The 22,802-nt window shown below is 48.5% G+C and carries 17 protein-coding genes; 9 read left to right on the top strand and 8 right to left on the bottom strand.

Annotated features, from left to right (window positions below):
* Positions 1-126: 126 nt before the first annotated feature.
* The gene (locus ACXAGQ_RS01520; RefSeq protein ID WP_039457491.1) at positions 127-981 is read right to left on the bottom strand and encodes a MurR/RpiR family transcriptional regulator; all 855 of its coding nucleotides are present in this window, start codon (positions 979-981) and stop codon (positions 127-129) included.
* Between the two features lie 340 nt (positions 982-1,321).
* Between ACXAGQ_RS01520 and ACXAGQ_RS01515 the strand changes: the two genes are divergently transcribed.
* The 4 genes from ACXAGQ_RS01515 to fabV all read left to right on the top strand — a co-directional run bounded on the left by ACXAGQ_RS01515 (position 1,322) and on the right by fabV (position 7,818).
* The gene (locus ACXAGQ_RS01515) at positions 1,322-2,173 is read left to right on the top strand and encodes an NAD-dependent epimerase/dehydratase family protein (protein ID WP_475251215.1); all 852 of its coding nucleotides are present in this window, start codon (positions 1,322-1,324) and stop codon (positions 2,171-2,173) included.
* A gap of 1,234 nt (positions 2,174-3,407) precedes the next feature.
* The gene (gene psrA / locus ACXAGQ_RS01510) at positions 3,408-4,082 is read left to right on the top strand and encodes a TetR family transcriptional repressor PsrA (protein WP_475251213.1); all 675 of its coding nucleotides are present in this window, start codon (positions 3,408-3,410) and stop codon (positions 4,080-4,082) included.
* Positions 4,083-4,139: 57 nt separating this feature from the next.
* On the top strand, positions 4,140-6,416 hold the full coding sequence (locus tag ACXAGQ_RS01505) for an acyl-CoA dehydrogenase (RefSeq protein ID WP_475251212.1): 2,277 nt from the start codon (positions 4,140-4,142) through the stop codon (positions 6,414-6,416).
* Between the two features lie 199 nt (positions 6,417-6,615).
* Entirely contained in the window at positions 6,616-7,818 is a 1,203-nt protein-coding gene (gene fabV, locus ACXAGQ_RS01500) for an enoyl-ACP reductase FabV (protein ID WP_475251210.1), read from the top strand.
* 79 nt (positions 7,819-7,897) lie between these two features.
* Here fabV and ACXAGQ_RS01495 read toward each other — a convergent pair whose 3' ends face one another.
* From ACXAGQ_RS01495 to ACXAGQ_RS01475, 5 genes are all read right to left on the bottom strand, one after another.
* Positions 7,898-9,241 (bottom strand): ATP-binding protein, encoded by a 1,344-nt coding sequence (locus tag ACXAGQ_RS01495; protein ID WP_475251208.1) that lies wholly within the window; start codon positions 9,239-9,241, stop codon positions 7,898-7,900.
* The gene (locus ACXAGQ_RS01490; protein ID WP_107297463.1) at positions 9,241-9,915 is read right to left on the bottom strand and encodes a response regulator; all 675 of its coding nucleotides are present in this window, start codon (positions 9,913-9,915) and stop codon (positions 9,241-9,243) included. Before ACXAGQ_RS01490 ends, ACXAGQ_RS01495 begins: the two co-directional genes overlap by 1 nt.
* Before the next feature lie 237 nt (positions 9,916-10,152).
* Positions 10,153-11,835, bottom strand: coding sequence for an aspartate:alanine antiporter (locus tag ACXAGQ_RS01485; protein ID WP_475251206.1), 1,683 nt, complete (start codon positions 11,833-11,835; stop codon positions 10,153-10,155).
* A gap of 197 nt (positions 11,836-12,032) precedes the next feature.
* Positions 12,033-12,296, bottom strand: a complete 264-nt coding sequence (locus ACXAGQ_RS01480; RefSeq protein WP_475251204.1) for a GrxA family glutaredoxin — start codon at positions 12,294-12,296, stop codon at positions 12,033-12,035.
* Between the two features lie 183 nt (positions 12,297-12,479).
* Complete coding sequence (locus tag ACXAGQ_RS01475) at positions 12,480-13,463, bottom strand: porin (protein WP_475251202.1); 984 nt, start codon at positions 13,461-13,463, stop codon at positions 12,480-12,482.
* Positions 13,464-13,883: 420 nt separating this feature from the next.
* Here ACXAGQ_RS01475 and ACXAGQ_RS01470 point away from each other — a divergent pair, with 420 nt between their 5' ends.
* From ACXAGQ_RS01470 to ACXAGQ_RS01450, 5 genes are all read left to right on the top strand, one after another.
* On the top strand, positions 13,884-15,083 hold the full coding sequence (locus ACXAGQ_RS01470) for an iron-containing alcohol dehydrogenase (protein ID WP_475251200.1): 1,200 nt from the start codon (positions 13,884-13,886) through the stop codon (positions 15,081-15,083).
* A 143-nt stretch (positions 15,084-15,226) separates the two neighbouring features.
* Positions 15,227-15,949, top strand: a complete 723-nt coding sequence (nfsA, locus tag ACXAGQ_RS01465; protein ID WP_475251198.1) for an oxygen-insensitive NADPH nitroreductase — start codon at positions 15,227-15,229, stop codon at positions 15,947-15,949.
* A 197-nt stretch (positions 15,950-16,146) separates the two neighbouring features.
* On the top strand, positions 16,147-17,424 hold the full coding sequence (locus tag ACXAGQ_RS01460; protein WP_475251196.1) for a hypothetical protein: 1,278 nt from the start codon (positions 16,147-16,149) through the stop codon (positions 17,422-17,424).
* Between the two features lie 424 nt (positions 17,425-17,848).
* On the top strand, positions 17,849-18,436 hold the full coding sequence (locus tag ACXAGQ_RS01455) for an acetate uptake transporter (protein WP_039457464.1): 588 nt from the start codon (positions 17,849-17,851) through the stop codon (positions 18,434-18,436).
* 131 nt (positions 18,437-18,567) lie between these two features.
* Positions 18,568-19,536 (top strand): ADP-ribosylglycohydrolase family protein, encoded by a 969-nt coding sequence (locus ACXAGQ_RS01450; RefSeq protein ID WP_475251194.1) that lies wholly within the window; start codon positions 18,568-18,570, stop codon positions 19,534-19,536.
* Positions 19,537-19,668: 132 nt separating this feature from the next.
* On the opposite strand, the gene ACXAGQ_RS01445 is transcribed toward ACXAGQ_RS01450, so the two are convergent.
* Together ACXAGQ_RS01445 and ACXAGQ_RS01440 are read right to left on the bottom strand one after the other, a co-directional pair.
* Complete coding sequence (locus ACXAGQ_RS01445; protein ID WP_475251115.1) at positions 19,669-21,105, bottom strand: IS1182 family transposase; 1,437 nt, start codon at positions 21,103-21,105, stop codon at positions 19,669-19,671.
* A 119-nt stretch (positions 21,106-21,224) separates the two neighbouring features.
* Positions 21,225-22,586: an L-serine ammonia-lyase gene (locus ACXAGQ_RS01440; protein WP_475251192.1), complete on the bottom strand. Its 1,362-nt coding sequence runs from the start codon at positions 22,584-22,586 to the stop codon at positions 21,225-21,227.
* Positions 22,587-22,802 lie beyond the last annotated feature (216 nt).

The raw sequence follows: 22,802 nt of genomic DNA, 5'->3' as shown, positions 1-22,802 counted from the left end.
TTTCTGGTTGGGATATGTGTAGTTGATGGGCTGTGCTTAAGATCGACTAATCGAGAGGGGAAAAGAAAAAGGCACGGCCGGAGCCATGCCTTATCAATCAAATCCTGAAGCAATAAATCAAGAAGCTTAAATAATGCCTTCTTTAGTGAAGCGAGAGTCTTTCAGAGATTCTTTAACACGCTTAAGGTTCTCGCGAAAGCCGGCACCTCGGCGAAGCGTAAAGCCTGTAGCCAGTACATCGATGACGGTCATCTGGACCACGCGGCTAGCCATCGGCATGTAGACATCGGTATCTTCTGGCACATCTAGGCAGATAGATATCGAGCATTCGCGATCCAGCGGTGAATCCTTCGCGGTAATACCGATAACTGTTGCACCGTTTTCACGCGCCATGCGGGCAACTTCGACCAAACTCTTGGTACGGCCGGTATGGGAGATCATTACCACTACGTCACCGTCGCTGCAATTGATCACGCTCATGCGCTGCATCACAATGTCGTCGAAGCAGACAATAGGGATATTGAAGCGGAAGAACTTGTTCTGTGCATCGTGAGCGACAGATGCTGATGCACCTAGGCCGAAGAAAGAAATTTTCTTGGCTTGGGTCAAAAGGTCAACGGCGCGGTTCACCTGCATTGGGTCTAGGCTGTTCTTCGCTACGTCCAAACATGCCATGGTCGACTCGAAAATTTTAGAGGTGTAAGCGTCTGGGCCGTCATCTTCTTCCACGTTACGGTTCACATAAGGCGTGCCGTTCGCTAGGCTCTGTGCCAGGTGCAGTTTAAAATCTGGGAAGCCTTTAGTATCTAGGCGGCGACAGAAGCGGTTAACGGTTGGCTCACTCACATCCGCCATTTTAGCCAGAGTTGCGATACTCGAATGAATGGCAGTCTGTGGCGATGCTAGGATAACTTCAGCCACTTTGCGTTCTGACTTGCTGAAGTTATCAAGATTCTTTTGAATTTTCTCTAGGGTATTCATGGCGGTTACCGCTCGTAACTGAATTTCGTTGCTGGCTTACTCATCGTATATAGAGCTTTAAGCCATTTTGATGAAACTATACTACTTTTCATGGATCTGCTCCTAGTAAATCCATGAATATCGCTTTCTATTTTTATTATAGTTTGACAGGGATCGAGTTTTTTCTTTCAAAACTGAAAAGATTTTTAGCCAAAATTACAGTTTATTGGGCTGATATCGTGTTTTTCTGTAGCTAATTTTCAATTCACGGGAATTAATTTACAGTTCAAAATAAATCAAGACGAAATAATAGACGGTCAAATGAAACCCACTTTCAGGGTTTTGTGATCTGGGAGAGGCTATGCAACGAGGCAAAATAGGGAAGGTCAGCCTTTGTGGTTGTGGGTGGTTTGGCTTACCGCTGGCAAAGCACTTTGTCCGTATGGGCATCGAAACCTGGGGAAGCAAGCAGTCCGCAGAGCAGGCCAAGATGTTGGGTGAATATGGCATACGCGGGGTTCCTCTAGCACTATCACCTTCACAGCAAGAGGCGGATAAGATTACTCCTCTTGTGAAAGCGTTCTTTGAAACCGATCTACTGGTGATTAATGTTCCTCCCGGCCGCCATGAAGGGGCAGCGACAGAGTGGGTCAGAAATATAAAATGGCTCTCAGACACGGCAAAACAGTTGGGCACTGGCAAGGTGGTGTTCATTAGTAGTACCGCGGTATATGGCGAGTGTCAGGGAAAGGTCGACGAGGCCACTGAACCCCGCCCTAATACCTTGTCGGGCAAAGCTCATCTTGAGGTAGAGCAGTACTTGTTGGCAGAGTGGGGGAAGCAGGCGGTAGTCATGCGCTTTGCTGGCTTGATTGGCCCTCGCCGGCACCCGGTCCGATTTCTGTCCGGGCGCGAAGGTATTGAGCATGGCAAGGATAGGGTCAACCTCATTCACCTGGATGATTGTGTTAAGGCAATATCACAACTGGTTAGCCGGTGGCCATCAAACCAAATTTTGCATTTGGCGTCGCCACAGCACCCTACCCGCGAGGAGTATTATTGCAAAATGGCGCAATTGGCCGGTTTGCCGCTGCCTGGGTTCTCGTATTCCGCTGACCGTAACAGCAAAGTGATTGATGCCGGTAATACTTGCCAGTGGCTCTCCATTTCACTTGATCATGAAAGCCTTCTTTCGCATAAACCTGATTTATAGGTATGCCGATCAGATAGCGGCGAATAAGCACGTAAGTGACTGGTTTTAATATGGGTATGGTAAACGTGTATAGGCATGGTTTAATTCTGAATAGGGTAAAAAAAAGCCCACTGACATTCAGTGGGCATAAACCTATATACACAATTAGGAGTTAAGCAGCAGTGGCATCACAATTAAAGGAAGGGGAGATAAACCTCTATGAACCGAACCTTTAATCTGAAACATGTAAATAAGACTGGCTGAAATCCAGATAGTTCAAAAAAAATTAAATTAATTTGAATAAAAAAAAGCCCACTCAAAGGAGTGGGCGAAAGCTCTATATACACAATTAGGAGTTTAGCAGCAGTGGCATCAATGATTAAAACCGCAAATATACGAAGATAAGAGTTAGCTTGTAATTTGCGCCTTTAATATGAATGTCACTATATATGACTGGCCAAAATTCGTTTGGTTCAAATAAATTAATATTTTTTTGAAAAAGGGATATTAGAACAGATACTGGCTATGAGCTATGAGCTATGAGCTATGAGCTATGAGCTATGAGCTATGAGCTATGAGCTATGAGCTATGAGCTATGAGCTATGAGCTATGAGCTATGAGCTATGAGCTATGAGCTATGAGCTACGGGTAAAAAAAAGCCCACTTTAATTAAAGTGGGCAACGCTCTATATACAATTAGGAGTTTAGCAGCAGTGGCATTGATAGATTAAAGAGTAAATGCAATTTGCGGCCAGCAATTTGTGAAAAGTCTTTAATCTGAATGTCACTATATATGACTAGCTCTTTTTTGGTTAGTTCAGAAAAAATGCAAAAAAAACGATAATTTTTTATAACTGTTTGATTTTATATCAACTAACAACGCTGTATGGGAAATAAAGGGCAAAATAAAGAAAACCCATCTCCATAGGTGGGGACGGGTTTCGAAGAATGTCTTCTAAGAAAAAGCAGTGGCAATAGTTATGACCCGCCAATGTGGGCTTTGTTCCATTATTTTTTCACTTTCTCAGTTTTTTTTTCTGTGCTCGATTCTCAAACTGTTTTTATGAGACGCCGGTAAGACAGATTTTTCCGGTAGCTGACCGCTTAAAAGCTCTCAAAAAATTGATCGCCTTCACGGCTTTTGCATCAAAAGGCCAAAATATCAATGTGTTACAACATGGTGTATATTTGCGACTTGTTAAAAATGTTTCTTAGATGTAAAGTTTAAACAAGTGTTTAATACGGGTGAATGAATATGGCTGGAAAGGGAGAAACCAAGGCACGTATCCTGGATGCTGCCGAGCTACTCTTTGCCGAACACGGCTTCAAAGACACGTCACTGCGAACCATTACCAGCAAAGCTGGGGTGAATCTGGCGTCTGTTAATTATCACTATGGCGACAAGAAAACCTTGGTCAGGGCGGTGCTTGGTCGCTACCTCGAGGCATTTATGCCTTCGTTACAATCAGAACTGGCAGTACTACTGACCCGCGACGACTTTTCGATGGAAGATGTCTTCCGCTGTATCAAAGATCCGTTGTTATCACTGAATGAATACCGTGCCAATGGAGCGACTGTGTTTATGTCGTTGATTGGTAGGGGGTACACCGATGTACAAGGTCACTTGCGCTGGTTCATCATGACCCGCTATGACCAGGTGTTGAACTTATTTACTACCGCGGTGTGCCGCGCCAACCCTTCTTTGGATCCTGAAACTTTATTCTGGCGTTTGCATTTCACACTCGGGGCATCGGTTTTCACTATGGCCTCGTCTACCGCACTGTGTGAGATTGCTGAAAATGACTTCTCCCGCAAGGTAAAGCCTGAAGATTTGATCGAGCGTATGGTGCCTTACTTGGCAGCAGGCGTTGCTGCACCAATAGAACAATCGCTTTCGCTAATCAGCGAACAGCCAACAGGAACACAGTAAAACTATGTAACAAACCATAAAACCAAAAACGATAAAAGTGACAAAAGGACCTGAAACATGAGTACGTTAACCAAGCTAAGAAAACGCTATCTCAGTGATCCCGCATTCAAAATGTTCAAAAAAGTGCTGCCGCCACTTTCCGACACCGAGCGAGAGGCCATGGAGGCCGGTAGTGTCTGGTGGGATGGTGAGCTGTTTGGCGGGAATCCGAATTGGAATACCCTGCTGACCTACCCGCAGCCTAAGTTGAGTGATGAGGAGCAGGCGTTCATCGACAACAAGCTAGAGCCGCTGTTGGATATGCTGAACGACTATCAGATTGTCCAGGAAGATAAAGATCTGCCAACAGAAGTGTGGGAGTATCTGCGTAAGGAAAAATTCTTCTCGCTGATTATCGGTAAGGAATATGGTGGTTTGGACTTTTCCGCCCATGCCAACTCAACCATCGTAACCCGCATTGCGACCAAAAGCTTGAGTGCTGCGGTATCGGTTATGGTACCGAACTCATTAGGCCCAGGTGAGCTCTTGACCCATTACGGCACCCAAGAGCAGAAAGACTACTGGCTGCCTCGCCTAGCTCATGGTGAAGATATCCCATGTTTCGCGTTGACTGGGCCTGAAGCAGGTTCAGATGCCGGTGGTATTCCCGATCAAGGCGTGGTGTGCTACGACGAATACCAAGGTGAGCAAGTGCTGGGTATCCGCGTGAGCTGGAACAAGCGTTACATCACCCTGGCTCCCGTTGCTACCGTGCTTGGCTTGGCGTTCAAGCTACAGGATCCTGACGGCTTGATTGGTGACAAGAAAGAGCTGGGTATTACCTGTGCTTTGATCCCGGCGGATCACCCTGGTGTAGAAATCGGTGAGCGCCATGATCCACTTAATCTTGCCTTCATGAACGGACCGACCCGTGGCAATGATGTCTTTATCCCGATGGATTGGGTCATCGGCGGACAGGATTATGTCGGTCGTGGCTGGCGTATGCTGGTGGAGTGTCTGTCTGCAGGCCGTGGTATCTCTCTTCCTGCGCTCGGCACCGCAGTGGGCCACCTGACAGCAAGAACCACAGGTGCTTATGCCTATGTGCGTAAGCAATTCGGTATGTCGATTGGTAACTTCGAAGGTGTAGCACAGGCGATGGGGCGAATCGGTGGTTTCACCTATATGCTAGAAGCATCCCGAACCCTGACGACGACGTCTCTCGATATGGACGAAACACCGGGAATCGTCACGGCGATTGCCAAATACCATATGACTGAAATGGCCCGTACCATCCTCAATGATGCCATGGACGTCCATGCCGGACGTGCAATCCAGCTTGGGCCGATGAACTATATTGGCCACCATTACTTCGGTATGCCGGTCGCGATTACTGTGGAAGGGGCCAATATCCTGACCCGAAACCTGATGATCTTCGGCCAGGGGGCGACCCGATGCCACCCATATGTATTGAGCGAGATGGAAGCGGCAGCCAACCCGGATAGCAGGGAAGGGGCCAAGGACTTTGACAAACTGCTGGCTAGCCATATCAGCTTTGCGGTAGGCAATGTCAGTAAGTCGCTGCTCAATGCCTTTAGCGGTTCGCGTTTCAATAGTTCGCCAGTCAGTGGCGAAACCGCGAAATACTACAAGCAGCTGTCGCGTATGAGCCGGGCACTGGCTGTTGCCGCAGACTTTGCCATGTTGAGCTTGGGTGGTGAACTGAAGCGTCGTGAGATGGTGTCGGCACGTTTGGGTGATGTATTAAGTCACTTGTATCTGGCATCTGCGGTGCTCAAGCGTTACGAAGACGAAGGCCGCCAGCAGCAAGACTTGCCGTTTGTTCATTATGGCCTGCAGCATTGTTTGCACCAGTGTGGCGTTGCGTTCGACGAAGTGCTGGCTAACTTCCCGCGCAAAGGCATTGGTCGCTTGCTGCGCACCTTGTTGTTCCCGTTGGGTATTCACTATGCTGCGCCGAAAGATGAGGTAGCTGTGAAGATTGCAGAGCTGTTGATGCGTCCTGGCAAGCAGCGTGATCGCTTGACCCACCTTTGCTACGTCGGCAAGCATGAGGACGATCCGGTTGGCCTGATGGAGCGTGCTTTTGTTGCCATGTACGAGGTGAAAGATCTTGAGCGTAAGATCGCCAAGGCCGTCAAAGCTGGTGAGATCCCGCGCAAGGTTTCGTTAACAGAGAAGTTACAAATTGCCCTCGATGCGGGGATCGTCACAGAAGCTGAAGTGAAAAAGATGCAGAATGCTGACCAGCTAAGACAGAGAGCGATCCAGGTGGATCACTTCTCTGCTGCCCACTTCAAAAAAGGCGGCTTGCAGCCGGGAAAAGCAGCCTAAGGCTTATGCCTTGTGAACAATAAACCTGGTGTCTCCCATGTGTCACGCATTCGCGTGGCACTTTTTTTGGTCTATTTCTGTGATTTTCCGCGCGGAACACCTCCAACCACTGCTGAAATTAGCGTTTTCGCTCATAAATTTAATGCGATTTTGTCATTTACCTTTTATCCTACTGTCAATTGTGTAAGGGAAGTTGAAAATGATCATCAAACCTAGAATTCGTGGATTTATTTGTACAACGACTCACCCAGTGGGTTGTGAGGAAAACGTCAAAGAGCAGATTGCATACACCAAGGCACAAGGCCCAATTGCCAATGCCCCTAAGCGTGTACTGGTGGTAGGTTCATCAAGTGGCTATGGCCTGTCTTCGCGTATTGCTGCTGCTTTCGGTGGCGGTGCTGCAACAATTGGTGTGTTCTTCGAAAAGCCGGGTACTGAAAAGAAACCGGGTACAGCAGGCTGGTACAACTCTGCCGCATTCGACAAGTTTGCCAAAGAAGAAGGCCTGTACTCCAAGAGCTTGAATGGTGATGCTTTCTCTCACGAAGCAAAACAAAAAGTGATTGACCTGATCAAAGAAGATCTAGGTCAAATTGACATGGTTGTTTACTCACTGGCTTCTCCAGTTCGTAAAATGCCAGACTCAGGTGAAGTGATTCGCTCTACGCTTAAGCCAATGGGTGAAACTTACACGGCAACGGCTGTTGATACCAACAAAGATGTGCTGATCGAAGCAAGCATCGAGCCTGCAAGTGAGCAGGAAGTGGCTGATACTGTTACCGTTATGGGTGGTCAGGATTGGGAACTGTGGATCAATGCCCTGTCAGAAGCCGGCGTTCTGGCTGATGGCTGTAAGACGGTTGCCTATAGCTACATCGGTACAGAAATCACTTGGCCAATCTACTGGCACGGTGCCCTGGGCCAGGCGAAGATGGATCTAGACCGCGCAGCAACTGAGCTTAACGACAAACTGTCTGCGACTGGCGGCTCTGCTAACGTTGCGGTACTGAAGAGTGTTGTGACTCAGGCGAGCTCGGCGATTCCTGTTATGCCTCTTTACATCGCTATGGTGTTCAAGAAGATGCGTGAAGAAGGTGTACACGAAGGTTGCATGGAGCAAATCCACCGTATGTTTACCCAGCGCCTGTTCAAAGAAGATGGCAGCGCACCTGAGCTGGACAGTGAGAACCGTCTGCGCTTGGATGACTGGGAACTACGTGAAGACATCCAGAAGCACTGCCGTGACCTGTGGCCTAACGTAACCAACGAGAACCTATTCGACGTCGCTGACTACCAGCAGTACAAAGACGAGTTCTTGAAGCTGTTCGGTTTCGGTATCGAAGCGGTTGACTACGACGCTGATGTGAACCCAGCTGTTGAGTTTGATGTCCAGGACATCTAACTGTGGCTTGAATGCCGGGTAATAAAAAACCGCCAACACTGGCGGTTTTTTTGTGCTTGTCGATAGCTGAAAGTCGGAATTAATCCTTCGGCAGTTCAATCACAAAGGCAGCCCCTTCAATCGATGCCGTTTTGACATGGATGGTGCCTTTATAGCTCATCACGATTTCATGGCAAACCGACAGGCCAATCCCTTGTCCGGGGTTGAGCTGGTCAGCACGGACGCCACGCTGGAAGATGGCTTCACGCATTTCTTCTGGTACACCTGGGCCATCATCTTCAATGATAATGATGTAGCGATCAGGCTTTTCCTGAACAATAACCCTGACCTCGGTAATACAGAAGCGGTAGGCATTTTCCAGCAGGTTGCCTAGCAACTCCATCAAGTCACTGCGGTTGACCGGTAGTGTCAATTTGTCGTTGAAGAAGCAACGCAGAGAGACATTCTTCTCGTTATACACCTTGCTGAGCAAACGGCTGAAACTGTCTGTCAGGGGCTTTAGCTCGGTCTTGTCTTTCTGCAGGCCCTGCTGTCCCATCATGGCGCGCTTTAGCTGGTACTGGACGAGTTCATCCATTTGGCTGATCTGCTCCATTACCCGCTGGTTTAGCTCAAAGCGAGGGATCTCTTTGTCGTCTAGCAGGGCATTGGTGGCTGCCAAACGGGTTTTCAGGCTGTGTGCCAAGTCATCCATCGCATGGCGGTAACGGCCTTTTTGCGCGTTGCTGATCTCAATCAGGCGGTTAAGCGCCAAGGTCACATCCTGCAGCTCCATCGGGAAATCGTCATCCAGCTTGTCCCGCTTGGAGTCGGTCATCTGATCGAGCTGTGCCGCCATTTTGCGCAGTGGCTGGAAACTCCAGTGGAAGGCAGCAATCAGGAATGCAATCGCGATAAGCACAAACAGCCCGAGGTAGAAGGTCGTTCGCTTGTGCAGCTGGTTGAGCGACGATACATAGGAATCGCCTGAACGCAGTACCACAAGCTGGTATACCGTGCCGCCTTCACGCTCTTGGCTCATGTTATAGGCAATATACTTTTCTCCCTCTTCGGTCTCTACCAAAGTCGGGACTGGGATATTGTCGGGAAGCTCGCGGCATATATTACCGATGTTGGCCTCTTTGGCCTCATCGGAAAGCCAAATAGTATGGTCTGACTTATCACAAACGACAGACATGTAATCGGTGTCGGAAGGGTCGACGGAGTCAATCCACTTGTCGACATCCTTGATCAAGCCTGCTCGGTTGAGCTGGGCCACTACCATTGGCATCTGTGCGACCAGCTCGGATGAATAAGCCGCCATGTAACTTTGGCTATACAGTTGGTTAATCACCCCCGCTAGGGCAGAGGTGATTAGCACAATGATCGCGACCGAGGTAACAAGTACCCGGCGGCGTAGCCTAGGCTGGATAATTCTCTTCATTATTGCGCTTGAAGTTCGAAAATGTAGCCCTGGCCACGGATAGTGGAGATTGGGTTTTCCTGACCGTTATTAGTGAATTTCTTGCGGAGGCGACTGATCATCACCTCGATAGTGTTCGGATCACCTTCCTGATCTTCGTACAGTACATCCAGCAGGCGCTGCTTTGATACTACCTGACGGCTGTGGCGCATTAAGTATTCCAGCAAGTCGTATTCGAACGCAGTCAGTTCAAGCAGGTTTTCCTGGATGAAGACTTGTTTCGCCAGTAGATCGACACGAATATCGCCAGCGGTCATTTCAGGCTTCACAAAGCCAGCACTGCGGCGAACCAGTGCGCTGAGGCGCGCGACCATTTCTTCTTTCTGGAAAGGCTTGACGAGATAGTCATCGGCACCGGCTTCAAGCCCGGTGACCTTGTCTTGCCAGTTAGAGCGGGCGGTCAAAATCAGGATCGGCAAGCGCAGGCCTTTCTCACGCATATCTTTGATCAGGCTGATACCATCGCGGTCGGGCAGGCCGATATCAACGATAGCCACATCGTTTGGGTAATCCTGGGCAAAAAATAAGCCTTCTTCAGCCGTTCCGGCACACTGAACCTGGTGGCCCATTTCACTTAGCTGAGATTTCAAGTGGTGGCTCAGAATCGGATCGTCTTCAACAATAAGGATACGCATAGTTTTGATTACCAATAGTTTTCTATCTATCCAATCAATATACTGAATAGAGTGTGAAGTGGCGAATATTTCCTAGCAATTTGTGGTGCTAATCAGGGATATACGGCGAATTTTAACTCTATATAGCTTAGATGAAATGGACTGAATATGTGCTGACTCGGCAGTGGCATATTAAGCAAAAAAATGCCCTCGCAGTTTGCTGCAGAGGGCACGTGATTTCGGGGAGGTTGCGACGCCCTAACTGAGGATCACAAACAGGGTACCGGCTATCGTCAGCAAGACGTTGGCTATGGCATAGGTACCAGCATAACCCAGTGCCGGAATGGTACTGCGGGCATGTTCGTTGATCATATCCATCGCCGGGGCACAGGTGCGGGCACCGATGATAGCGCCAAACAATAGGGCACGGTTCATCTTGAGCACATAGGCACCGAACAGGTAAGCCAGCACCACTGGGATCACGCTAACCATCAAACTGGCCGAGAATACGGCCAAGCCGACTTGCGACAGCGAGTCGAACAGGTTCGAACCTGCGCTCAAGCCAATTCCGACCATAAATACCATCAGGCCGAGATCTTTGGTCATATTCAGCGCACCCTGCGGGACGTAGCCGAAAGTCGGGTGGTTGGCTCGCAGGAAGCCAAGCGTGATACCTGCCACCAAAAGGCCGGCAGCACTACCTAGCCCGAAGGCTATTTGGCCGAAGGTCATGGTGATGGTACCTACCAGCAAACCAATAATGAAGAAGCAGCAGAACGCCAGCAGGTCGGCGATCTGGCTGTGTACCGAGATGAAACCAATGCGTTCTGCAAGCCCCATTACCCGGCTCTTTTCGCCACTGACCTGGAGGATGTCCCCTTTGCTCAGCAGGATATTATGATCCATCGGCATCTCGATCTGGGCTCGGACCACGCGGTTGAGGAAACAGCCGTACTCTGACAGGTTCAGCTCGGATAGACGTTTGCCGGCAATGCTGTCGTTCTTTACCACGATCTCTTCTTCGACGATACGCAAGTCAAGCAGGTCACGGTCGAAAACCTCTTTACCATTGCGGAAGCTCGGATCGAGGCGGGCATGGCTATCTGGGTAGCCGACAAGCGCGATTTCATCGCCTTCTTGCAAAATCGCATCACCATCCGGGTTGGCCAGAATGCCGTTACGGCGGATCCGCTCAATGTAGCAACCCGTTTGGCGGTAGATACCCAGCTCACGCAGGTTGCGGCCGTCAATCCAGTTAATGAGCTCCGGGCCGACGCGGTAGGCACGGATGATTGGCAAGTATACCTTTCGCTGGGCACTTTCACCGATGCCGCGCTCACGGGCGATCTGCTGTGATGATTCCGCAAGGTTTTGCTTTTGCAGCTTAGGCATCAGTTTCGCCAGGACAATCACGCTGACCAAGCCAATCAAGTAGGACATGGCGTAGCCGACACTGATGCTGTCGATGATTTGCTGGATACTGTCGGGATCGGAAATACTGGATAGGCCGCTAGCCAAGGCATCTTTCGCGCCAACTAAGACTGGTGTTGCCGTCAGGGAGCCTGCCATCAAACCAGTACTCAAACCTAGCCCGAGGCCAAGGTAGTTACTCATGGTGACGGTAATGAAAATCGCCGAGAGGATCACGACCATAGCCAGCATCAAATAATGCTTGCCATCACGGAAAAAGATACCGAAGAAGTTAGGGCCAGCCTCGATGCCGACACAAAAGATGAACAGCATAAAGCCGATGTTCAGTGCTTCAGCGTCAAAGGTAAAACCGGCGTTACCAAACAGGAGGGCAGTGATAAGAACCCCGATCGAGTTCCCTAATTGCATATTTGCAATGCGAATCTTTCCGGCCGACAGGCCAACAGCAAGTACCACAAAGAGCAACAGAATATCATTCTGATGAAGGAGTGCGGCGACATCGATATTCACAACAGTTTTTTCCGAGATGAGAGAGCAGCAAAAAGTGGTGAAATTCTAGCTGATTTTATGTTCTCGGCATACCGGAAATCATCGCTATTGACAGAAAAATTTCGAACTATTCTGCTGGCAAATAAAACGATAGGTAATAAAAAAGGCTGATATTTCAGCCTTTTTAAGAAAATGTTACTAAACTTGTTGCTTACAGCTTATTGGAACAAGCCTAGGTTTTCTTTTGCGTATGCTTCGAATTCTGTACAGCCTCCGATGTGCTCTTGGTCGATGAAGATCTGAGGTACAGTTTCTACTGGCTTGCCAACGGTTTTTTCTAGGTCAGCTTTGCTGATGCCTTCCGCGTGGATATCAACGTAACGGTAGTTAAAATCTTCGCGTTCTTCTTTTAGTTTGTCAGCAAGATCTTTAGCGCGAACACAGAATGGGCAACCAGGGCGGCCGAAAATAACAACGAACATGACGTCTCTCCTTAAATTTGATGGAGTTACTATAACGTGACTGGCAAGGATGAGAAAGAGGGATTTATCTCTTGGTGTGATAGACAAAACCGATTGAGGATAAAAGCTGCAAAAATACCGGGCTGAATGCCCGGTATGCATAATAAAGCGATGGTAACTTTTACCAGTGCGGCTTAACTCAACTTAGAAGTCGTAGCGAAGACCGGCCTGGAGCTCATCGTCTTTCTTGCTCAGATCATCAGTATCTAGCTGGTTGAATAGGTAGCCGGCGTAGACGCGGAAATTACCGTTGAACTTGTAGATACCCTCAATCGCAAAATAGTCAACTTCGTCGATTGATGAAGCGCCTTTCGGGTCGGTTTCCTGGTAGTTGTACACACCCTGGAAAGTGAACTTGTCGTACTGGTACGCTGCAGCCACTTCATAGGCTGTTAAGTCATCATCACCAGCAGAGCCGGCAGCGTATAGGCCAGAGATGTAGAAATCGTTGTATGTGTATGCTGCGACGAGGTTGTACTGGTCTGTATCAGTATCACCTTTTTTGCCATCGACATAACCCGCGCCAAGGTCAAGACCCATAGGCAGGGAGTAAACGAAAGAAATACCATAGGTGTCTGAATTGTCGGATGTGTCAGCAATGTAGTTAGCAGTGACAGTCAGGTCGTTGAATGAACCCGAGTAGACAAAGTTGCTTTCACGCTTGTCCTTGTTTCCGTCGATAAGATCAGCCGCATCGCCGCCGAAGGTCGCTAGGATATCGGTGAAGTCAGTCAAGATAACCTGGGCAGAGTCTTGTTGGCCGTAAGAGAAGGCACCGTATTCCGTATCAAGCCCGGCAAATAGGTAACGGGTCTCAACGTCAGTACTTTTGCCGTTATCAAGTTCCACCTCATAAGTACCAAATGCACCTAGGCCATCTGCGATTTGGGTTTTTCCTTTCAGGTTGACCCGCGCTCGGCTTTTGTCTTGGAAAGTGCTATCACCGTTCTTAACGGTAGAGTCTGTCACACCATCGTCGTACTGATTGTTATCTGACAGATTGAAACGTGCCTCTGCACGGCCGCCAACACTCAGTGAAGTTGAATCATCTTGGTAAACAGTAGCGGCGCTTGCGGCGCCAGACAAAAGTGTGGCTAAGATTGCTGATGCCAATGCTGCTTTTTTCATTTTAATCCCCTGGAAATAACCTAATGGCGTCATTGCCTTTTTATTAGCTGGGGGCAGCATGTCATTCACAAATGACGATAACATTTAAACTTTTGGTCACTTTTGTGACAGCGAAAAAATGACATTAAAATATCTCTGGTTAATGTTTTTCATGAAACATATTGGTAGCAATGATGATGTATTGGAGGTTATCTGGTTGATAGGTAATGCTTTTGCCGGCCTATGAGTATTTAGACATATTTGCTGTGCAGGTAGCACTAGAGTTGTGAAAAATTGATTGCCAGTTTGAAATGTGACACCTCGCAGAGTATCGCGACGAGGCTGCTATTCAATGGTGAAAAGTTGCTCAGAATCAAAAAAAGGAATGGGTAACGGGGCACACTCGATAATAATTAAACAAAAATACGGAATGGAGTGCCTATGTTTCAGTTTATGACGGCCACCCGGATAATTTTTGGGGAAGGTGCCTTGAATAACTCCCTGTCGACATTAAACCAGTTTGGCTACAGTGTATTGTTGGTTACGGGGCGTGACAGCGCCCGGGCTGAGCCGCTGATCAGCTATTTCAAGCAGCAGGGGATGCGTTACCAGCAAGTGGCCGTTCATGGTGAGCCGCTTATTGCCATGGTAGAAGAGATGGCTGCGATGGGGCGCAAGTTCCGCCCTGATATGGTATTGGCTATTGGCGGTGGCAGTGTGCTCGATGCGGGCAAGGCGCTGGCGGCACTGATCCCCAATCAGGGCAGCGTCTACGATTATGTCGAGGTGGTCGGGCGCAATGTACCGCTGCAGGCCAAACCCATTCCGTTTATCGCGGTGCCCACCACAGCCGGAACGGGCTCGGAAGTGAGTAAAAGTGCGGTGCTTCGCTCTGCCCAGGAAAATGTCAAAGTGGGGCTGCGTAGCCCCGATATGTTGCCGGATTTGGCCATTGTCGACCCAACCCTGACTTATGGCATGGATCCAGTAATGTCTGGCTGTTGCGGGATGGATGCGTTTACCCATTTGATGGAGTCGTATGTGTGTGGCGAGCCCAACCCACTGACCGATATGGTGTGTGAAGAGGGATTGCGCCGGTTGTCCGGGGCTATTTTGGCAGCCTGCGAGGACGATGATCCCCGTGCCCGATCGGATATGGCTTTTGCCGCGATGCTTGGCGGGATGGCACTGGCCAATGCCAAGCTGGGAGCAGCACATGGCCTAGCCTCGTCGCTAGGTGGCCGGCTCCAGGCTCCCCATGGCCTGATCACTGCCCAGTTAGCCCCCTATGTGATGCAGGAAAATGTGTTGGCTGCCCGCGAGGCAGGCAGAGCCGATGTCCTTAACCGCTACCGCCAGTTGGCTTGTATCCTGACAGGGCGGATGAATGCCGAAATCATTGACGGTATAGCCTGGACAAAAAGAACCTTGAAGCGGTTGAATTTGCCTTCGGTAACCGAATATGGGTTCTGCAATGTCATGTTTGAGGAAGTGGCGGAAGATGCGTTGTTGTCTAATTCGATCAAGGGCAACCCGCTGCCACTGAATAAAGAGCGGTTATTGAGTATCCTTAACCAGATCTGCCAATGTAAGGTTTCCGATGCTAAGTCGGTGGATGATTTGTACAGTCAGGAAAACTAACCGGCTATTACATAGTTGCTACTTAGCTGGTACTTAGTTGGCTAAATAGATATATCTGGCTCATATTTAGTGCTTATTTAACAGTGGGTCATGGTGCTGGCCTATGCTAGAGTGACTTCAGGCTCACTGTTACAGGGATATGTATGAACCAGACGATTGAAACTATTCTCCAGCACCGCTCTATTCGTAAGTTTACCGCTGAGCCCATCAGCGATAGCCAACGCAGTACTATTTTGGATTGTGCTATTGCGGCCTCATCGTCAAGCTTTATCCAATGCGTCAGTATTATCCGGGTAACAGATCATGATAAGCGGGTACTGCTTGCTGAATATGCGGGTGGGCAGGACTATGTTGCCAGCGCGGCAGAATTCTTCGTGTTCTGCGCTGATTACAACCGCCATCAGCAAATCTATCCTGATGCTAAATTGGGCTTTACCGAACAAACACTTATTGGTGCCGTTGATGCTGCGCTAATGGCCCAAAACGGATTGCTAGCAGCTGAATCGCTAGGCCTTGGTGGGGTGTATATCGGTGGTTTGAGAAATAACCCAGACAAAGTCGCGACACTACTGTCACTTCCGCAGCATGTCCTGCCATTATTTGGCCTTTGCCTTGGTCACCCAGCCCAATCCCCAGAGGTGAAGCCTCGCCTTCCGCGATCTATAGTTGTGCATGAAAACAGTTATATGCCGGTGGATATGCAAGCGCTGGAAAATTATGACCAACATGTGCGGCAATATTACCAAAACCGAACGGGTGGCAATAAAACGACCTCTTGGAGCGAGCAAATATCGGGCACGTTGAATAAAGAGGCCCGTCCATTTATGAAGCAGTTTATCGAGCAGCAAGGGTTCAGCCTGAAATAATTGCCTGATATCAAAATAGTCATTAGCCGAAATTGCTGAGAAAAGGCACGATTATGTCGGCCTTATGTCAAATTTTGTTCAAAACTGGATGATGAACTTTTTATAAAACAATGAGTCAGATAGAATATCGACAGAAAAGACAATAATAACCAGCCTGTTAATTTACCCAGGCTGAATAAGAACCGGAACACGTATCTATGAAGTATGTTGGGAAAGTAGCCAGCATGTTGGTTTTGGCTGCTTTGCTCGCTGGCTGTGCAAGCACGCCAGATGAAAACGGCGAATTATCAACGGAAGTGAATGTTGAAGGCGTACTTCATTCTGCCAGCAAAGTGCATCGCCATTGGCGCAATACCCTTGTTGATGCCGACGACCTGAAGCAGTATTCGCCAGATAGGTATGCCACGATGATGGAAAGCTGGCAGCGGGCGGATAACCTGTATAAAGATATTCAGTCGTCGCCTGAACTTGCCAATCAAAGCTATTCCCTTTTTTCATCGGTAACCTACCTTGACCGGTTTTACGGTGATATCGATATCGTCGAAAGTAATTATACTGAACTCGTCGATATCAAAAAAATAGCCAATAGGGTCCTGGAGCCTGCCATGACCCAGCTGGCATACCTAAATTCAATCGACGCCAATGCACATTACCGCAGTGAGTTCGTTCGCTTAAACCGGTTTTACAACAACCTTTTTGTGTTTGTTGCCCGGGGAGATTTGAATCGCGCCCGTGAAGAGCAGGCTGAATTTCTCTCGCGTGCTCACAGCTTGGAAGTGAGGGTGATCAAACGCATTTATATCACCCCGCAGGAAGAAGCACTGCGACAATTACGTCGTGATGATGTCCGCTATTACGCACCGCTTAGCTATGCCAAGGTTGAAGAGGAAATCAAAGCAGGAAAAACTTTGATTGATAATTATCCCCGTGCTTTTGATGCGATCAGCCAGGTGGTGTTTGCGATTGAGTTCGAACTCGCACATGCTGCCCATATTGCCGACGAAGTAAAATACCTTCGCGACCGAAACCGTGATGAATATGAAAGCTATATTCTTGTCATGGAGGAGAAACTACTGGGCATTTCCAAGGCGCTCAATGATTCGGACCTCCGTGACCAGCCCCTTGCTGAGCAAGCCAAGCGCCTAAGTGCTGAGGCGGCAGAGACGCGTGAGCAGTATGAACTGGCGAGCCGAAATGCAAAACCTGCTCTACAGCAGCCCCAGCTTGAAACCTTAAAAGGTTTGATTGAGGCGCAAAACCAACAGATTGCGGCACTTCAAGCTCAGTTGTCTGCTGTCGCCCCTCAGGCTCAAGCCCCAGAACTACAACAAGAGCGCCAAGACTCGCTAGCGGCAGGGCAGGAAAGTGACAATGCTCCAGCGCCTCAAGGCGAAGGTGTAGTAGAGAGCTTTGAAAGCCAAAACAATAGTGTGGCAACGACCGGCAATATCGAGGGTAATGAACAAGGGATCTGATTTTGCCTTCAAAGTGAGTGAACAATGAGTCGTGTTAAAAAGCAGCATTTAGGCTGCTTTTTTTGTGCCTGTATTTCCTGCTGTGGTGGCAAACGATGAGAAAAATCCACTTGTGACAGTTTGTGAAAAATCCTTACTTTTTCCTTTGCATTTAAGGTTGTGTTTTAATTGATTTTTTATTTATTTTGGTAAAGTGGTGCTCTTGTGTTGGGTTACAATTTCTAACACTTAGTTGTAGTTAAAGGTTGAAATTTGCTTTACACAAAAGAAGAAAATTCCAACTTTTTTTGAGTTTGGTTAAGTTTTGTACGGGATTTGGCTTGATTTGCCTGTCGGCGTCCTTTAGAATTCGCCGCGCATTGATTGATGCACCCAAATTTTAATCTTTATCATTTTTGTTGAATTACTCCTATTTGAGGAAAACATGTCTACGAAACTAGCTAACCCAGCACCACTAGGTCTTATGGGCTTTGGTATGACTACCATCCTTCTGAACATCCACAATGCGGGTTTTTTCCCAATTGATTCGATGATCCTAGCTATGGGTATTTTTTACGGTGGCTTGAGCCAAGTTATCGTAGGCATGATGTGCTTCAAGCGTGGTGATACGTTCGGTACGACTGCATTTACTTCTTACGGTCTATTCTGGCTGACGCTAGTTGGTCTAATCGTAATGCCTTACATGGGTCTACCAGCTAGCCCTGCTAGCTTCATGGGTTGGTACCTACTGCTATGGGGTATTTTCACTGGCTTCATGTTCATTGGTTCACTGTGCTACCCACGTGCTAAGCAGTTTGTATTCGGTTCTCTAACTGTGCTGTTCTTCCTATTGGCTGCGCGTGATTTTACTGGCAGCACACTGATCGGTACTATCGCTGGCTTCGAAGGCATCATCTGTGGTGCAAGTGCTATCTACTTCGCAATGGCACAGGTGCTTAACAACGAATACGGCCGTACTATCCTGCCGGTAGGCGAGCTGAAGAAAGATAAAGCGCTTAAAGCTGCTGCTTAATGAAAACATTTTGCTAATCGCTAATTTCTAAAACCCGCCTTATGGCGGGTTTTTTTATTCTTGCTCAGCCAGTTCATGGGAATGGGTATAAGCTTATTGCATTGCGTGTAGCTGATGAAAAGGATAAGAAAATGGCACAACGTTATGCAGCCCTGATGGGGGCGCTGGTGGCTGATGCAGCCAGTATGGGAACCCATTGGATCTACTCTCCGGAGCGTATCCGTACCCTCCAGTCTCTTCCGCACTTTCCTTTTATTGAACCCAATGCCCAGCACTATGAAGGGGTAGAAGGTTACTATGCCCATGACAAGCTTACGGCGGGGGAGCTGACCATTTACGGTGAATGGCTCGCGCTGTATATCCGGTTGCTTAGCGAACCCAGTATCGAGACTCACCGTGTACAGCAGGAAATTTTGGACTATTTCGGACCTGGCGGGGAGTTCATTGGCTATGTTGATAGCCCGACCAAGGCGTTGCTGCTGTCATTGTTCTCGTTGCCCCCGGAAGATTGGCCGGAAGACTCCGGCAGTGATGATGATCAAAACCCGGCACTGTGTGCCGTACCGGCTTTGGTGGCGCTTAAGATGCCGTCAGAGAAACTGGAAAGCGAAATTGACCGTATTGTCGGGGTGACCCACCAAAATGAACAGGCACTGGCTTGTGCCAAGGCGTTTGCCAGCGCCCTCAATGAAGCATTGCGCTCAAGGCGGATGGAGCCTGTCCTCAATGTATTGAAGGTCAAATGCCCTGAACCTATTATGGAAAAAATAGAGCAGGCAAGGGGGCTAAGCGGTGATGTCAATGATCTCTCCCATGTGCTGTCGATAGCCAACAGTGCCTGCCACCTGGCAGACAGCTTGCCGATGGCAGCGTGGGTACTGCAAAACAGTTCGAGTTATACCGAGGCAATTCTCAATAATATTGCCGTAGGGGGAGATAGTTGCGGCCGAGGGATCTTGGTCGGGGCGATTGCCGGGGCTTGCTATGGCTTTGGGGATACCCAAGGGATCCCGATTTCGTGGGTTACGACATTGCAATGCGGCGAAGCGCTGGCAGAAGATATCGAGCAACTGCTACACAGTGCAGGTGGGGCATTCTAAGTCACCCGCGCTTAATCAACAGGCATAAAAAAAGCTACCCGTTTGGGTAGCTTCAGATTGCTGACGAACCCCACTTTTTAAGTGGGGTTCTTTTTAGAGAGCGGCCGTAGGCCGCGATCGCGATTTTTTTACCTACCAGCTCGGTTGGAGGCTCCTTTGCTCTTCTCGCCTGATATTGACTCGTATTAACCTAATTAGAGCGTTTATAAGGCCTATTTTCTGTAAGCAGCCCAGCACCAAGGCCATCTTCTTGATATTTTGAGCAGCAGCGGCCAACCAACATTGCATCTGCACCTTGTTCAACCCCCGGAACCGTGCATATCGGTGACCATGATGCTGTTTCGCATCTGCGAAGCTTCTTTCTACCGTTTCTCCCCTTCGCCGATAGGTCCTTTTACCATAAGGTGTCAGCCGTATTTTGTTTGCTCGTTCCACAGCCTCCGCGTAGATATGCCGGGTTATCACCTTCTTCATTGTTTTGCTTTGGGTGCAGTCATTTCTCATCGAGCAGAGCTCACACTCCTTGGGGGCCGAGTGGTATTCTCTGTAGCCTTCTCTTGACGTGGTTTTATAGATAAGTTCCTGGCCATTTGGGCACAGGTAAGTGTCTGTTTCTTTGTTATAGATAAAGTGCTTCTTCTTGATAGCATTCTGGGTGCGAGGCGGCCTACGGTAACCAAAGAGGCCAAGGATTTCTCTTCGTTCAAGGCTCTCAGCAACAGGAGCCGTGAAGTATCCAGCATCAAGGCCTACGGCTATAGGATTCAGGTTGAACTGGTTGAGCGTGTAGTCTAGCCGATTGATATAAGGCTGGGAGTCATTGACGTTACCTGCGGTCGCATAGGTATCGACGATAATCCCATGCATGCCATCGACGGTGCGGTGGTCAAGGTAAAAGAACCCTTGCGGCTTGTTATCCCGCGTCATAAAGCCGCTTTCAGAATCAGTCGTGCTCACTTTGGTATTTTTGAGCTTAGGCTCTGATTTTCGCTCAGCTAAAGGTTTTTTCCCTTCGGCTTCCCGCTCCTTGGCCACATCTTCGTTGAGCATCTCAAGGTAGGCACTGGTGCGGACAGCTTGCTGTTCATTGGTAAATTTCTTCTTGTTAGCATTGGCTTTGAGGTGGGTGCTGTCGGTGAATAATTCATTCCCGGCGACGAGCCCTTTATCCATGGCCTGGAGTACGATATTGGTAAAGATGCGTTCAAAAATATCCGTCCCGTTGAAGCGGCGGATGCGGTTTTGGCTGAGCGTCGAGGCATGGATAACTTTCTCTGTCAGTGACATGCGAAGGAACCACCGATAGGCCACATTGACCTCGATTTCTTTGACTAGCTGACGCTCGCTCTTGATGCCAAAGATGTAGCCCAGCAGGATGATTTTAAACAAGCGGACGGGGTCAACAGGAGGCCGGCCATTGTCTTGGCAATATAGGTGAGCGACTTCGTCTCTAATAAATTCGAAATCTATAACTTGGTCGATTTTACGTACGAGATGATGCTTCGGAACCAGCTGTTCCATTGTGACCATTTCGAGTTCGTACTGTTGGGGTGAGGGTTCTTTTAACATGTCGAGATATCCATATTTCGATATCTCTATTAGATCAAAGGCCTAGCTTAAAAGCCAGACCTTTGTCATCAGTCTGAAGCTACCCGTTTGGGTAGCTTTCTATTATTCACTAAGTGCGATTAGCAAATTACTTTGATTGCCAGGCCACCCTGTGACGTTTCGCGGTATTTCGCGTTCATGTCTTTACCGGTTTCAAGCATCGTTTCGATAACTTTGTCCAGTGATACGCGAGGCTCAGAAGAGCGGCGAAGTGCCATACGCGAAGCATTGATTGCTTTAACCGCGGCGATACCGTTACGCTCGATACATGGAACCTGTACCTGGCCAGCAACTGGGTCACACGTTAGGCCAAGGTTGTGCTCCATCGCGATTTCAGCTGCCATACATACTTGCTCAGGGCTACCACCCATAAGCTCAGCAAGGCCAGCCGCCGCCATAGAACATGCAACACCCACTTCACCCTGACAGCCTACTTCAGCACCAGAGATAGACGCGTTACGCTTGTAAAGGCCGCCGATTGCACCAGAAGCTGCGAAGTAACGGGTGTATTCTTTCGGGCCAACAGGCTGAATGAATTTGTCGTAGTACGCAAGAACGGCAGGAATGATACCGCAAGCACCGTTAGTTGGTGCAGTAACCACACGACCACCGGCTGCGTTTTCTTCGTTAACAGCGAAAGCGTACATGTTAACCCAGTCAACAACTGTCATTGGGTCGTTGCTTAGCTTCTCGGTTGTCATTAGCTGCTGGCGAAGTGCTGCTGCACGGCGTGGTACACGCAGTGGACCAGGCAGGATACCTTCTTCGCTCATACCGCGATCCATACACTCACGCATGGTGCGCCAGATGTTGGCGAAGTAAGTGTTGATTTCGTCTTCGGCATTCATTGCACGCTCGTTGGTCATTACCATAGAGCTTACAGATAGGCCGTTTTCCTTACACTGGTTTACTAGCTCTTCAGCAGTAGTAAACATGTAAGGGACTTTTACCGATGATTCAGTTGATTTGCCGAAGTTCTCTTCGTCAACGATGAAACCACCACCGATAGAGTAGTAAGTTTTTGTGTACGCTTCTTCCTCGCCGATGAAAGCGTGGATAGTCATACCGTTTTCGTGAAGAGGAAGGTTAGTAGTATGGAAGTTCATACCGCCTTCACGAGGAAAATCGACAGTGTGGCAGTGCATGCCAACTGGCAGGCGTTCTGTTTCTTCAACACGGGCGATAAAGCCTGGGATGCTGTCGATATCAACATGTTCAGGACTGTTACCAGCCAGGCCCATAATAATTGCGATATCAGTGTGGTGACCTTTACCGGTTAGAGAAAGCGAACCGTAAACATCCACGGTAATTTTAGTCACGTCACGAAGCTTGCCCATAGCACGCAGGTCATCGATGAACTCTTTACCTGCTTTCATTGGGCCGACAGTGTGCGAACTGGAAGGACCCACACCGATTTTATAGATATCAAAAACACTGATCATTGCTAATACCTCAGTCAGGATAACTGTCTAGTTACCGTGAGACTGTATAGTTTTTATCATTCACGCCCCTTCCTTGGCGAGATAATCAAAACAAAAGAGCAGGGGCAAATGCGTCCTGCTCTTTAGTGGCTCTATTTTACGGAATTTGAGTCAGAAGACTATGCGTTGTAGCACATTTTCTTACAAATTCACTTAGCGCTGGTGAATTATCACTAA

This window comes from Photobacterium sp. ABD4_091 (assembly GCF_056160145.1).
This window is presented reverse-complemented; position numbering and strand designations above follow the sequence as displayed.

Excerpts from the sequence above, each read along its gene's own strand:
- ACXAGQ_RS01445 (WP_475251115.1), bottom strand. The coding sequence starts at position 21,105 with ATGTTAAAAGAACCCTCACCCCAACAGTACGAACTCGAAATGGTCACA.
- ACXAGQ_RS01455 (WP_039457464.1), top strand. The coding sequence starts at position 17,849 with ATGTCTACGAAACTAGCTAACCCAGCACCACTAGGTCTTATGGGCTTT.
- ACXAGQ_RS01460 (WP_475251196.1), top strand. The coding sequence starts at position 16,147 with ATGAAGTATGTTGGGAAAGTAGCCAGCATGTTGGTTTTGGCTGCTTTG.
- ACXAGQ_RS01480 (WP_475251204.1), bottom strand. The coding sequence starts at position 12,296 with ATGTTCGTTGTTATTTTCGGCCGCCCTGGTTGCCCATTCTGTGTTCGC.
- ACXAGQ_RS01495 (WP_475251208.1), bottom strand. The coding sequence starts at position 9,241 with ATGAAGAGAATTATCCAGCCTAGGCTACGCCGCCGGGTACTTGTTACC.
- ACXAGQ_RS01475 (WP_475251202.1), bottom strand. The coding sequence starts at position 13,463 with ATGAAAAAAGCAGCATTGGCATCAGCAATCTTAGCCACACTTTTGTCT.
- ACXAGQ_RS01450 (WP_475251194.1), top strand. The coding sequence starts at position 18,568 with ATGGCACAACGTTATGCAGCCCTGATGGGGGCGCTGGTGGCTGATGCA.
- nfsA (WP_475251198.1), top strand. The coding sequence starts at position 15,227 with ATGAACCAGACGATTGAAACTATTCTCCAGCACCGCTCTATTCGTAAG.
- ACXAGQ_RS01490 (WP_107297463.1), bottom strand. The coding sequence starts at position 9,915 with ATGCGTATCCTTATTGTTGAAGACGATCCGATTCTGAGCCACCACTTG.
- ACXAGQ_RS01505 (WP_475251212.1), top strand. The coding sequence starts at position 4,140 with ATGAGTACGTTAACCAAGCTAAGAAAACGCTATCTCAGTGATCCCGCA.
- psrA (WP_475251213.1), top strand. The coding sequence starts at position 3,408 with ATGGCTGGAAAGGGAGAAACCAAGGCACGTATCCTGGATGCTGCCGAG.
- ACXAGQ_RS01440 (WP_475251192.1), bottom strand. The coding sequence starts at position 22,586 with ATGATCAGTGTTTTTGATATCTATAAAATCGGTGTGGGTCCTTCCAGT.
- ACXAGQ_RS01515 (WP_475251215.1), top strand. The coding sequence starts at position 1,322 with ATGCAACGAGGCAAAATAGGGAAGGTCAGCCTTTGTGGTTGTGGGTGG.
- ACXAGQ_RS01470 (WP_475251200.1), top strand. The coding sequence starts at position 13,884 with ATGTTTCAGTTTATGACGGCCACCCGGATAATTTTTGGGGAAGGTGCC.
- ACXAGQ_RS01520 (WP_039457491.1), bottom strand. The coding sequence starts at position 981 with ATGAATACCCTAGAGAAAATTCAAAAGAATCTTGATAACTTCAGCAAG.
- fabV (WP_475251210.1), top strand. The coding sequence starts at position 6,616 with ATGATCATCAAACCTAGAATTCGTGGATTTATTTGTACAACGACTCAC.